The organism is Bacteroidota bacterium, from assembly GCA_016706865.1.
GTDB lineage: Bacteria > Bacteroidota > Bacteroidia > Chitinophagales > BACL12 > UBA7236.
The window spans coordinates 145,293-157,896 of record JADJIS010000001.1 but is presented as its reverse complement, the minus strand read 5'-3'; the positions used below and the strand labels follow the sequence as shown (position 1 = coordinate 157,896).

The 12,604-nt window shown below is 32.5% G+C and carries 13 protein-coding genes; all 13 read right to left on the bottom strand.

Translation table 11 applies throughout. The annotated features are described in order from the left end of the window. Nucleotides 1–37: 37 nt before the first annotated feature. Entirely contained in the window at nt 38–1,078 is a 1,041-nt protein-coding gene (locus IPI31_00665; protein ID MBK7566317.1) for a glycosyltransferase, read from the bottom strand. Beyond that, on the bottom strand, nt 1,075–2,208 hold the full coding sequence (locus IPI31_00660; protein MBK7566316.1) for a hypothetical protein: 1,134 nt from the start codon (nt 2,206–2,208) through the stop codon (nt 1,075–1,077). Before IPI31_00660 ends, IPI31_00665 begins: the two co-directional genes overlap by 4 nt. Continuing rightward, on the bottom strand, nt 2,198–3,310 hold the full coding sequence (locus tag IPI31_00655) for a glycosyltransferase family 4 protein (protein MBK7566315.1): 1,113 nt from the start codon (nt 3,308–3,310) through the stop codon (nt 2,198–2,200). Before IPI31_00655 ends, IPI31_00660 begins: the two co-directional genes overlap by 11 nt. An 18-nt stretch (nt 3,311–3,328) precedes the next feature. Then, nucleotides 3,329–4,411, bottom strand: a complete 1,083-nt coding sequence (locus tag IPI31_00650; GenBank protein ID MBK7566314.1) for a glycosyltransferase — start codon at nt 4,409–4,411, stop codon at nt 3,329–3,331. 11 nt (nt 4,412–4,422) lie between these two features. Further along, nucleotides 4,423–4,965: an acyltransferase gene (locus IPI31_00645; GenBank protein ID MBK7566313.1), complete on the bottom strand. Its 543-nt coding sequence runs from the start codon at nt 4,963–4,965 to the stop codon at nt 4,423–4,425. After that, nucleotides 4,962–6,221, bottom strand: coding sequence for a hypothetical protein (locus IPI31_00640; protein MBK7566312.1), 1,260 nt, complete (start codon nt 6,219–6,221; stop codon nt 4,962–4,964). Before IPI31_00640 ends, IPI31_00645 begins: the two co-directional genes overlap by 4 nt. 28 nt (nt 6,222–6,249) lie before the next feature. Next, nucleotides 6,250–7,767 (bottom strand): hypothetical protein, encoded by a 1,518-nt coding sequence (locus IPI31_00635; protein MBK7566311.1) that lies wholly within the window; start codon nt 7,765–7,767, stop codon nt 6,250–6,252. A gap of 72 nt (nt 7,768–7,839) precedes the next feature. Next, nucleotides 7,840–8,319: an HAD hydrolase family protein gene (locus IPI31_00630; protein MBK7566310.1), complete on the bottom strand. Its 480-nt coding sequence runs from the start codon at nt 8,317–8,319 to the stop codon at nt 7,840–7,842. A gap of 40 nt (nt 8,320–8,359) precedes the next feature. Next, nucleotides 8,360–9,175 carry an SDR family oxidoreductase gene (locus tag IPI31_00625; protein MBK7566309.1) on the bottom strand — a complete coding sequence of 272 codons (816 nt, stop codon included), beginning with the start codon at nt 9,173–9,175 and terminating at the stop codon, nt 8,360–8,362. Further along, the gene (locus IPI31_00620; protein ID MBK7566308.1) at nt 9,168–10,007 is read right to left on the bottom strand and encodes a class I SAM-dependent methyltransferase; all 840 of its coding nucleotides are present in this window, start codon (nt 10,005–10,007) and stop codon (nt 9,168–9,170) included. The genes IPI31_00625 and IPI31_00620 overlap by 8 nt, the downstream gene beginning before the upstream one ends. Beyond that, entirely contained in the window at nt 9,997–10,977 is a 981-nt protein-coding gene (locus IPI31_00615; protein MBK7566307.1) for a Gfo/Idh/MocA family oxidoreductase, read from the bottom strand. Before IPI31_00615 ends, IPI31_00620 begins: the two co-directional genes overlap by 11 nt. Next, nucleotides 10,970–11,698 (bottom strand): acylneuraminate cytidylyltransferase family protein, encoded by a 729-nt coding sequence (locus tag IPI31_00610; protein MBK7566306.1) that lies wholly within the window; start codon nt 11,696–11,698, stop codon nt 10,970–10,972. Before IPI31_00610 ends, IPI31_00615 begins: the two co-directional genes overlap by 8 nt. After that, complete coding sequence (locus IPI31_00605) at nt 11,699–12,577, bottom strand: N-acetylneuraminate synthase family protein (protein ID MBK7566305.1); 879 nt, start codon at nt 12,575–12,577, stop codon at nt 11,699–11,701. Nucleotides 12,578–12,604 lie beyond the last annotated feature (27 nt).

The window sequence follows — 12,604 nt, the reverse complement described above, 5'->3', positions numbered from 1 at the left end:
AATTTTTTTTGTATTAAATCTCGCCTTGAGTTTAAACTTACTTGCTCAAATCGAATTTTGTTGCCTGAGCAATAATATCTGTTAACTGTTGATCATGTTCTTCATAAACTTTGGTAAAAATATCGGCAGAAGCTTTTTTCATTTCGCTCAATTTTTTCCTATCTTGCATTATATCTTTAAAAGTATTGGACAGCGCCACCTGGGAAGTTTCGGTAAAATATCCATTTACGTTATTTTCGAAAAGTAATGTTGCAGCACCAACTGCTCTGCTTAATATTAAAGCACAACCACAAGAACATGCTTCGTTCACTATAGCTCCCCAGCCTTCATAGGAGCTAACTAACACTACTACATCAGCATTTGATAAGATTATATGCAAATTCTCCTTCGAAACTGAATTATGTAATTTGACATTCGGATTTGAATTTATTTTATCAAATTCCTCTCCTTCACCAATAAAGGTAAACTCAGCTTCCCCGTTTTGAAATTGAGGAGTTTGAGTTATGGAATCTAAAATTAATTGAATATTTTTTCGTTTGATAAATTGACCGGCATAAACGAACTTAACCGGGTTCTGATGAGTTGATTTATTGTTTTGTAAAACACTAAGAGATGGAAACATACCGTAAGTATAATATTTTATCTTGTTGGGAACCAGTTGTTCATATTGATTTTTTATGCTGGAATCTCCTAACATAAAAAGATTTATATTGTTCCTTCTTGACAGCTGATTAATATGAAGACGTTTTATAAAACCTTTTAAACCTGTATTGAAGTTTTGTGTGAAACCTTCACTTAAAATTACGATCGTTGCACGCGAAACCAGGTGGAGAAAAAATAAATATGGGTAAAATATCCCATGTGTAAATACAATCACGTATTTTTTGTTTAACAGATTTTTACAAGTGGAGTAATAATCTAATGAATGAATTTCTATTGCATTATTTTTAATATTCTTTCGATATTTATCTGCACTGCCATGTATAAAATAATCAACTTCATAATGTTTTTTTATATACTGTATAAACAATTCAAGATGTTTATTCGCATAGGGTAATATGACCAAAACCTGCTTCATTTTTTGGAAATTACGATCACAGTAATTAGTAATGGGAACAGTAGCTGTCCAGGACCGAAACAATCCTCTGATAAAGAAATTACAAGAAAGGGCACATAATTTAATAAATAATTATTTTGGAAAAGATATTTTAATCCCGAAAGGATCTTTCTAAAGAATATAATGGATAATATTCCGAAGTTCAGGAAGATGGTAATATAAGTATTATGTGTTCCAAACCCTTGCGTCTCAAAAAATTTATTTAGGCTAACCTGCGTATTTTCGTAACCTGAACCTCCGGGATACAGTGATTGTGGAAAATCTTCTGGTATATGTTGTAAAAAGGCATTGATCAGATTCATTCTGAATGAATCATCAGATACGCCCATTTCATGCAATTGCGCCCGGCGTGTTAAGGAAAGATCTGCAGATTTACTTATAATAAAAATGGCAAATGCAATTGAGATGAACGACCAGTAAATTTTATATTTGATATTGGACCTTATAATGGTAATTATTATAAATATAGAAACTCCTATCATTGATGATCTGGATCCTGATCCAATTACGAGAATTATCAAAACAGCGCCTAGAAGAATTAAAAATACTCTTTTCACACTTACGTTCCTTGCCCAATAGAATATCAAAGGAATACTGCATGCAGCCGACCATCCAATAGTTCTGGACTTTAAACCAAGTCGCTCTAAACTTGGGTTTGTATAAAAATCAAGAGATATGTATTGTGGATTAAATAGCAGTGGTAATAAGTAAATTAAAAATGGAATGGAACAATACATATAAATTCTAGGTAATACTGTCTCATGATCAGGATACTTAATACTTAAATGTTTCCAATAAATATATATTACATTAAAATATAGCAAAAATCCCAAGCCATCTGAAATGTGTTCGTTAATGTTTGGACTGAAAAATGCTGCAATTATATAGGTGTATAAAAGAATTATATTAAATAGAATAGCCTTTTTATCAAGATGTTTATAAAACAGCAGAATTAATAGAAATCCGAAGCCCGCACGTTCATAATCTAAAGTTATGTTGAATAATATTGCAGTAGTATATGATAGCGTATGCAATATTGTGAAAATATAGAATAGAATATCGATATATAATTTGTTTGATTTATATACCATAGGTAAGGTATAGTTTAGAGATCATATTCAGAACAGTAAATTTATTTAATACGCCAACCCTTTTTGTAAGGAATATCTGCTCGTATTGAAAGTATTCGTTTAAAACGAGGTTTATATTCTTTGCGAGGTAGCTTGGATCAAGATTGTTTTGATCTGAGCAAATGGAAGGATATCCTTCCAATACCTCTTTCAAACCGCCTTCGCCGCTTGTAATAACCGGAATTCCTTGCGCTAATGCTTCCATAACTGATACTCCAAGCGCTTCTGCGCGAGCCGGAATAACCAGAATGTCACATTTTCTCATTTCATCAAACAACGCATTTTGTTGCAAGGATCCCAATATTATTATCTGTATCTTTTTGGGAAGTTTGGATATTCGAATATTTAACTTTTTATCAAGCTTTGAGGGTCCTGCAACAAAAATTGTGGTAACTTCTTTTAATTGAGATGCGGCTTCCAGCAATAGGTCGAGGCCTTTTAGATAATAATTATTTCCTACAAATAAAATTGTGCCTGACTTTTGATGTGTGCTTCTAACATTAAATCCGGAGGGGTCAATACTCTTATAGATCACAATACATTTCTCCTGATTAAGTTGGTATTTTTGCACTAAAAAATTTTTCGTAAAATTGCTATTAAATATTATTTTATCTGCCTTGTTTAAGGAATGTGATTCTGTAAAATTTCGCAGAAAATGTCTTATATATCCTTTTAAATTAATTTGATTAATGCGATAAAGATCAGAGGAAGCTGTATAATAATCGTTAACCTGTGTGATAGTAGTATCGCCGATTTTTCCAAAATAGAGATAGGGGAAGGCATTATTAAAATGAATGATTATATGATTTTCAGGGTATTGTTTTATAACATTTTTAGCTTTTTTCCATAATCTGTAATATACAAAGGATTTGATATAGGTTTTTTTTACTGTAATTATATTTTGGTCCGGATTTTTACAATCGGATGTTATGATCTTAAAATTGATCCCATCTTGTTTGAAAAATTTATGTAAAAGCCGGGCAAAAGTGGCTGGCCCGGTTTTCGGATCATCGAATACACTTGTTATAAATATTATTAAAGGAGGTTTTGGTATTTGTGACATTTTACTATTTTGATACAATTAATTTTGGTTCCCAGCGTTCGGGCCATTTTTGTTTGTGAACCATAAAAAGAGCGAACCAAAATTTGCCCATGAATATTCTTTTAGCTGTTTATAATTATTTTCACCATAGCCATATAACACCTCCGAGGGTGTTTTGATTGCGTAATCCACTATTGTTGTAAATGTTTCCGGTGTAAATAATAGCTCTTTTTGAAATTTTAATCTATCATTTAAAACATTTGACCTTGGCGCAACTATAGCTTTTTTAAATCCCATTGCCATTACAACAGAACCCGAGTTTTCAATATCAAGAAATGGAAGTATAATGAGATCAGCAGCGTTGTAATAGTTTTGAAGGTCCTCTCTGTTTATAAAGGAATTAATAAATTGAATGCGGTCATCCTTAATTGCTCTTATTTTCATTTCCAGATTTGGGTCAATGCATTTCCCTGCAATTATTATTAGAATATCATCATTCTTTATTTCCTGCATTTTTCGTAAATACCCGGGAATGCCTTTGTATTTTTTTATGGAACCAAGTGTTAGTAATACTTTAATATTTTCAGGTATGCCTAAAAGTCTTCTGGCATCAGCCTTTGATATGTCATTAGGATAGTAATTTATATAATCCCCAAATCCTATAAAATACACTTTTTCTTTGGTGATGTTAAATTTGGAAACAAAATATTCTACACTTTCAGGCGATAAAACTCGTATAAAATTTACTACTTGACCAAACGATCTCAGAACAAATTGTTTAAAGCGGATATTACTTCTATCATGTGGTAAAATATTATGAATTGTCCAGGCTAGTTTAATTCGCAATAAATATTTACAGATAAATATCTGTAGAAAAAAGGATGGTAAATTTAAGTATGAAAAAATCTTGTTCCTCCTGATATAATAGGATTCAATCCAATCGAAATGAATAAAATCCGGACGATATTTAATAGCAGATAGTATTATTCCAAAAAACCTGTCATTTACACCATTAAAAGCATGAATATTTGCATTTTCATTGAGGCCTTCTATCATTAAAAGTTGAGTAGGGTCTGCCTCTCCGGCCACAGGTAAACAAACTATTTTAATTTTTTTATTCATTTCCATAGCACTCATCGGAACCAGGGCCTGTATAATAATTTATAGTTAGGCTCGTTGGTTCTCATGCCAATAACCTTAGCAGGAACTCCGCCAACAATTGTCATTGGCGGCACATCTTTAGTTACTAGAGCACAGGAACCGATCACTGCACCTTTGCCAATTGTTACGCCAGGAAGAATTGTTGCTCTGCTGCCGATCCAAACGTGGTCTTCAATGATAGTATTTCTGCCTATGGTTGTATGGTTAATGCTGTTTACTTCGTGATCTAAAGTCCAGATATTTGTTTGTTGCGCAATGTCAACATTATTTCCAATAATTATTTTTCCTCCTCTACCATCGAGGAATACATCTTTATTAAATACATTATTATTTCCAATCTCAATATTAGAGGGCATCCGAACTTCAAATCCCATAAGGAATGAATTCTGCTTTCCAATTTTTTTGAATAAACCACGGTAAAAAAGATTTCTTATTACATGGAACGGAAGATAGGATATCCACCTATTTATAAAATATAAATAAAATGCATATAAAACATGTTTTATTTTGTTCATTTCATGATGTTGAAAATGTCTTTACTTATTTGTTCAAAAGACTTAATAGGAAATCCCGATCTTATCTTATAGTTTAATTTCATATAGTTTGGATCTTGAATATTTTCAAAAATATCTTCCAATTGCGATTCGGAATTAATTGTATTTAGTTCGCTTGCGTTTATAAGATATTTTTTATTTTGATATTGGTTTACAAAATTGAATATATTTACACGATTCCCATCATCCGGAACTGTATTAATAATAAACGACGGGCAATTCAAAAAACAAGCTTCGAGTCCAAGTGTTGTGCCCAGGTGGAAAAAACCCTTTGCATCCGAAATGGTGTGAAATTTATATTGAATATCGGCCTCAGAAATAGATAAGTCGTTTTGTTTGTAGGAATCATCTAAAACGATATTTTCGTTTTGAAGTAACCTTTTATATTTTGTCCAATTTTTATTGTTGGGGTAAGGTCGCACGATCAATTTGCTTCCATTTTTAGTATGAGATAAAATTTCACTTAACTTTTGTATAACATCAATTTCTTTTTCCACTAATGAAGATATTCCTATACCACAACCGAAATAATAATAGGGAGTTTTATTATTGACCTGTAATGGTGAATTTTTGAACTCCTCTAAGTACCCTAATTGTGTTGCACCTACCACCTGAATAAGAGTACTGTCAATTTGTTGAATGTTTGCCAGATCTGCTTTTATTCCTTCATTCCATACAAGATAATTTACTTTCTTTGAAAACCTGGTGTGTTTGCATGCGTGATCCCAGCTATACACATAAACAAATACCTTCTTTCGTTCTTTTATTAACCTGGAAAATAAATGATCGTCATATATCTCAGTCAAACAAAGAAATGTATCAATGTCAGAGATTTCAGTTTTTTTAGATGAACGAATAATTTTTAAATATTGATCGTAACTAAAAATATGAGGCAGAATTCTATGGAGCTTTAGTAATGCATACGCTTTATTTTGTTTTTTTGCATCTTCAATATTACCGATTTTAAATTCCTCCATCAAATAATAATTCATTTTCGTTTTGGGGATCTTCCTGAAAAGAAGAAAGATCTTTTCGAGAAAACTGTTTAAAATGTCATTATTTCGTTCAGCTATTAATCGGTATTCAATATTTTCTGGAAGATGTTTTTTTACTGTTTCAACCTGTTCTTTTCGAATAAAGACCACAACCTCACAGAGTTTACTCATTTCAACGATCACACGACGGATGTCATTTCTAAAGTCAAAAAACGATAACATAAAACCAATTCTCACCTGAACGAATTATTTATTGAAAGGAAATTTCTTTTTTTCTCTGAAAAAGCAAATGAATTTTTTCAACACGAAGGAAATAAAATATTATTGTCGCTAACATGCAAATGGTAAATAATGCAATCAACGTTAAGACAAAGTGTGATCCACCGTACCACATTTTAAGAATATATATGATTATGGAAAATAGAATTATACTTAAGGTTGCGACAACTAACCTTTTTGTATATATCATTTTTAGGTTTACAGCTAATTCGTTTTTTGCAAGATGATTGAAATAAAAAAATTCCAAAATAATTTGAGTAGTGGTTCCAATAATTACCCCTTGAAACCCAATGTATGAAGTAAGTATAATACTGATTAAAAGGTTAATGGATACGGAGATAAAAGAAAAATTAAGTATATTTTTAACTTTATCAGTATAGAAAAGTGTTCTATAAAATGGACTATATAATACTGTTATTCCCAGGCCTAATAACATTAAAACTCCCCAAACGGTATGGTTGTTATAGTCGGCCGATCTCAGCCATATCCATAATGCTTCCTCAAAAAATATGCTAATAAATGAAATTCCTGATAAAAACAACACAAAACTGCTTCTTATGAGCCTTGAGGTAAAATCATTAAAGTCTTCTCTATTTTGCTGCATATTATATTTTGATAACTGTGGTTGTATCACCGGATAACTTGTAGCCAATAAACCCTTTAGTAAAAAATAGGGTTTTGTAATTATTGCATAAATTGCAACAGATGCCACACTAAAAAAAGAGGCGATTATTAGTCTGTCAGCCTGAATAGCTAGAAACCCCACAAGAGATAAAAGAAACAAACGATAATTGTAAACGATGTTCGTAGATCTGAATATTGTGTTGTTTAATTTTAATTTGATCGGAATACCTTGTAACAGTTTTTTTCTCCTTACAAGTAAAAGGTCCAGAGCCAGAGAAAGGGTAGAGATACAAACCATCAATAAGGAAAAATTAATCACTGAAAAACCTTTATTAAAAGAAAGATAGGTAAGTAATATTAATGTTGCTGACAATGGGATAATTTGAACCAGATTTCTACTGTGAAAATTGTTGTTGCCATTTAATATATTTACTGGTATTGTCCCAAAAGTTAATATCGCAGAATTAATTGCCGCCAATGCAAAAAGCGGAAAACTTATGGATTCTGTTGCCTTTGTTAAACTAAATAAGTTATTGCTATAATATCCAAGCAACAAAAGGGCCACAGTAATTAAAAAAGAAGACAGAATATTAAAAGTAATACCCACGCTCAAAGCCTCTGTAAATTTAGTTTCGTTTTTATCGCTGTTGTGTTCCACCACATATCTGAATACGGATTTAGAACCTCCAAAATCAAATGTTGCCATTGACGATGATAAACCAAAACAAATAAGATACAATCCATAAATCTCAACTCCAAAGGCATTGAGGCAAATTGGCAATGCAAGTAAACCCACAAACATTTTAGCTATGAACATTCCATAGTTACTCAAAATGTTTTTCGATGCCAACTTCCAATCCAACATTTAAATTTTTCTGTTTATTTATTAGTTATAGGCTCCAATACCGGAAAAATTTTAGAGGCAATTTCAAATAATTTATTCGTTTAGGATATATTCATCTACAAATTCCCTTATAGCACCATCACCACCCGACTTTTTTAAATGTATGATACCTTTAATTGCCTTTACCTTAAATGTAGAGTTTGAAGGACAAGCCGCTAAGCCAACTGCTTGTAATAATTCAATACAATTTATATCATCACCTATGTAAGCAACTTCCATTAACGAAATATTCTCCTTTTCACAGATCTCGCTTGCAGCCTGAAGTTTTCCTGTGAACCCGGCTCCCTGATATAAATAATCCACTTTTAGTTTTTTTGCTCTTCGTTCTACAATTGTTGTAGTTTCCGTTGTGATCATTCCGGTTTTTATTCCAGCTTCTCTAAGTAAATTAAACGCCATCCCATCATGAGTGTTAAATTTTTTAAATTCATCACCACTCTCCGTATAGTACATTCCGGCATCAGTCATAACACCATCTACATCAGTTAAAAATAATTTAATTTTAGTTGTCATATTTTCCCGTTAATTTTTAAAAGATATTTTTAAAATAAATTCACCATGCTGTCCAACCTCCATCTACAACCAAAGTTGTTCCTGTCATATAACTCGATGCGTCCGATGCCAGAAATGTGAAAGGCCCTGTCATCTCCTTCTTATCAGCCATTCTTCCAATTGGTGATAAAGCAGCAAAATTTTGTAAAAACTTTTCATCGTGATCATTAAAAATGCCATGAGGTGCTATTGCATTACATCTGATTTTATCAGCGGCATAAAATGTTGCCAGATATTTGGTGAAATTTGGAATAAAAGATTTTGTTACGATGTAATCCACCGGTTTATACTGGATTGCTCCATCTCCAAAATCGTATAATTTCTGGTTGGGGGAAACCAAAGAATATGTTGATGCCACATTAATTATGTTTCCATAGCCCTGTTTTAACATTTGTCTGATCATCACTTGTGTTACTAAAACAGTCCCCGTAATATTTACATCCACTGATTTTTTAAATAACTCAAGTGGATAGTTTTCAAAACGTGAGTGGTTGATCTCCGAAATATTTTGTTTATCAAACTTGGCATCTAACGCCGCATTATTTATTAATACATCAATTTTACCAAATTTTTTGACTGATTCCTCAAGAGCTTTTTCACAACTATTTTCGTTAGTAATATCTAAGGGTATTATTAAATAATTTAGGGGGTTGAGTGTTTTTAGTTCCTCAGAGATGTATTCCGCTTTGGTTTGATCTATATCCGCCAAAATTACTTTTGCGCCTTGGTGTAAAAAATTTATTGAAATTGTTTTCCCTATTAAACCGAAAGCGCCGGTAATTAATACTACTTTATTTTCAATTGTGATATTATGCATGTTTTTTTGCGATTATAGTGATAGTGCGACCGTTTAAAAACGGTGAAATTCCAAGAATGAACATTAAAAGTTTTAGGGGTTTTTTTATATAAATTGGTATATTTTTTAAAAATTCATCCGAAATGTACTCCTCAATGTTTATGATCTCAAAATTTTGTTTTGCTAATAGAATTTTGAGACTCTTTTTCGAAAAATAAGAGATATGAAATGGTAGATACGCCGGCCATTTATTTCCCATTTTACGCCTGTCGAAACTATCATGATTGGGAACCCTTAAATATAAATGTCCTCCGGGTTTAAGTAATGTTTTTACTTTTTGCATCGCATGCTGTATATCTGTAAAGTGTTCCAGAACATGATTCATCATCAGCACATCATACATATTTTTATCCTCACTATTTTCCAGACTTGAATGTTCCACTGCCAGTCCTAATTTATTTTTAATAAAGGCAGCTGCATTAGCGGAAGTTTCTAATCCTTTTACTTTGTATCCCGCATTGGCTAAATGTTTTAATTGTAAACCATAACCTGGACCAATTTCTAAAACAGATGAACTTTGTTTTAATATTTTATTTAAGTAGTGAAAATGAAAGATACCTTCTTTTTGAATTGCCTCCTCTAATTTTTGTTCATTTAGTTCCTCATAATTCGTGTGCATATGGGTGCTAAAATATTGCGGACTGTTATATAACCTATCAAGTTCTTCTGATGAAGGTACAGGGTCAATTATTCCATATCTGCACTTTTTACATTCAATTACGCTAAAATCATTAGCATATGGAATACTGAAATTAGTAGTCCCACAGATCATACAAGTATAATTAGTCGGCATAATTACAAATTGATATTAATAATTCGGATTCGATGATTTGATTTAGAGAATACTGAGTATTGTTATTTTTAATCTCAATATTATTAAAAAAGCTGTTAATCTCAGCCAAAAACATCTGGTTTCTATCGAAAGATTCGAGTTTAATTTCCTGAACAGCACCTATGTTTTGCTCAGGGTTGATCGACAATCGATTTGCAAAATAATCTAGTTCGAGATTGGCATTCTCAAATTGCCAGGTATATTTTCTGATTGGTGGATTGTCGAGGTAATTTAAATGAATATTTGAGATAACACCACTTTCAAAATTAATTTTGATATCAGCAACCGATTCGGCATTAATATCCAACTCGTTTGAATGAGATTTGATGGTTTCAAATTTTTTGACCGCACTCCCTGATAACCAAATGGCAACATCAATATCGTGACACAAAGTTAGTGCTACTCCGCCTCCTAGTGATTTATTTGCTGCATACGATTCCTTGTAATTTTCCCATGGATGCCAGTCTGGCAAATAACTTCCCCAATGTGAAGCGGTAGAAATTAAATTTCCAAACGTTTTATCTTCGATATAATTTTTTACTTTAAGGATCAGTGGATGAAATCGCATCATAAATCCTATTTGTAATAATTTAATGGAATTTGAAGCGATCGATTTAAGTTCTTCTATATTTTCTAAATTGTGCGAAAGTGGTTTTTCCACAAATACGTGCATGTTATTTTGCAGACAATTTTTTACCTGTTCCAAATGCTGAGAAGTGGGTGTGCAAATAAATGCTGCAAAAGGTTTTTTGTTTATTACCTCCTCCCAATTTAACGAAACAGTAACCTGGGCCTCACCAATTTCCCGAAATGGTAAATTTCTCTGACGGAATACAATCATATTGCGATATCCAAACTGCCATAGGTTACGGATATGCCTTTCACCTATAGATCCCGCACCTATAATTAAAATGAGTGATTCTTTATTCATCAAACTTTATGCATTCGTTATATTGGATCAACTCCTCCGCTTTATAAAAACTCGCAACATCATCAATATCTATCGCATATTTTTTATCAACTATGTATGAAAGTATTTTTTTTCCACTCATAGAACCTCCTTCTAAAATTGTTTTAGTTTTTATAACATCCAGTGTTCCTATTTGCCAGTATACAATCGGTAAACTTTGTCGTGGCTGGTTATAGGGCTCAATAATATTTTTTACTGATACCAGTGGCTCCATAGCTCCGTCATTATTATTATTAATAAGCCACATTTTAAAAGGTGTGAGTGGGGATTCTGTAACTACTCTTATGGAATCAGCATCACTTGATATTAATTTTTCTATTGCCTCATCTATCCAATTTGCAAAACGCACCGGTGAAGTGGGGCGAAGCTGAACTACAATATCCGGAACATATCCTTCTGTATTTTTCATCCATTCCAGTTGATGTTTAAAAACATCCAGATCGGTGGATAGATCCTGTGCTAGTTCTGCAGGTCGCATAAATGGAATTTCTGCATTGTATTGTTTAGCAATTTCAGCAATTTGATCACTATCCGTATTTACTGTAATTCGGTTTATCAATTTGCTTTGTTGTGCTGCCAAAATGCTATATGCTAAAAGCGGATGTTGCAGAAGTGGTTTGATGTTTTTTCCCGGAAGTCCTTTACTTCCGCTACGAGCCGGGATAATTGCCAGTATTTTCATTTAGTTTGATTTTTTTAATTTATTTCTTTGTGGTAATTCAATATCTAAAATTTCTTTTTCTTTATATATCAAGGCTTCATGTACATGTTCAAGATCCCGAACCAATTTCTGCAACCCCGGTACTTCCAAACTTGCCGCATGATCAGTTCCTTTCCAGGTTCTGTCTTTTGTAAAATGCCTTTCTATCCATCTTGCTCCAAGCGTGTAGGCAGCTATATCTGCTGCAATACCTAAGTGATGACCACTAAACCCTATTTCCTTTACCCTTGTATCGTATTTTTCATAGAGTTTATTTATTTCCAACAAACATATTTCTTTAAAAGTTATGGGATAGCCGCTTGTACAACTATATAACACGATTCTGTTCTTTGCATTATTATTTTCTTCAAAAAATATAATTATTTTTTCAATTTCATCAGAGGTGGTCATTCCCACGGAAATATGTATATCGCCCTTATAATTATCCCGAATTAGTTTTAAAAGTGCAAAATTATTATTGCATGCAGACGGTATTTTAATAAATTCGGGATTAATTGATATTATTTCATTTGCACTTGTTACATCCCAAACGGAAACAGCATATTGAATTCCGATTTCTTCAGCATATTTTTTAAGTTGTGCATGTTGCTGAATATTGAATTCAAGAAACTCACGGTGTTTACCATAACTTTCCCCATAACTTTGCCATGGTTCCGGATGCGGAGCATTAAATTGATCCTCACCTAAAAGTTCTTTCGGATTTCTTTTCTGAAATTTCGCATAATCGGCACCACATTCTTTTGCCAGTCGAATTAATTCTTTAGCTATTTCAAAATCACCTAAATGATTGCAGCCAATTTCTGCAACTACCAGCGGTTTATTATAATTAAATGTGAACATATTTTCTTACAGCTTCGCCTCCTCAGT

What these genes read in the sequence shown, in the direction of transcription:
- IPI31_00665 (MBK7566317.1), bottom strand. Translation starts at nt 1,078, where the DNA reads ATGAAGCAGGTTTTGGTCATATTACCCTATGCGAATAAACATCTTGAA.
- IPI31_00660 (MBK7566316.1), bottom strand. Translation starts at nt 2,208, where the DNA reads ATGGTATATAAATCAAACAAATTATATATCGATATTCTATTCTATATT.
- IPI31_00655 (MBK7566315.1), bottom strand. Translation starts at nt 3,310, where the DNA reads ATGTCACAAATACCAAAACCTCCTTTAATAATATTTATAACAAGTGTA.
- IPI31_00650 (MBK7566314.1), bottom strand. Translation starts at nt 4,411, where the DNA reads ATGAATAAAAAAATTAAAATAGTTTGTTTACCTGTGGCCGGAGAGGCA.
- IPI31_00645 (MBK7566313.1), bottom strand. Translation starts at nt 4,965, where the DNA reads ATGAACAAAATAAAACATGTTTTATATGCATTTTATTTATATTTTATA.
- IPI31_00640 (MBK7566312.1), bottom strand. Translation starts at nt 6,221, where the DNA reads ATGTTATCGTTTTTTGACTTTAGAAATGACATCCGTCGTGTGATCGTT.
- IPI31_00635 (MBK7566311.1), bottom strand. Translation starts at nt 7,767, where the DNA reads ATGTTGGATTGGAAGTTGGCATCGAAAAACATTTTGAGTAACTATGGA.
- IPI31_00630 (MBK7566310.1), bottom strand. Translation starts at nt 8,319, where the DNA reads ATGACAACTAAAATTAAATTATTTTTAACTGATGTAGATGGTGTTATG.
- IPI31_00625 (MBK7566309.1), bottom strand. Translation starts at nt 9,175, where the DNA reads ATGCATAATATCACAATTGAAAATAAAGTAGTATTAATTACCGGCGCT.
- IPI31_00620 (MBK7566308.1), bottom strand. Translation starts at nt 10,007, where the DNA reads ATGCCGACTAATTATACTTGTATGATCTGTGGGACTACTAATTTCAGT.
- IPI31_00615 (MBK7566307.1), bottom strand. Translation starts at nt 10,977, where the DNA reads ATGAATAAAGAATCACTCATTTTAATTATAGGTGCGGGATCTATAGGT.
- IPI31_00610 (MBK7566306.1), bottom strand. Translation starts at nt 11,698, where the DNA reads ATGAAAATACTGGCAATTATCCCGGCTCGTAGCGGAAGTAAAGGACTT.
- IPI31_00605 (MBK7566305.1), bottom strand. Translation starts at nt 12,577, where the DNA reads ATGTTCACATTTAATTATAATAAACCGCTGGTAGTTGCAGAAATTGGC.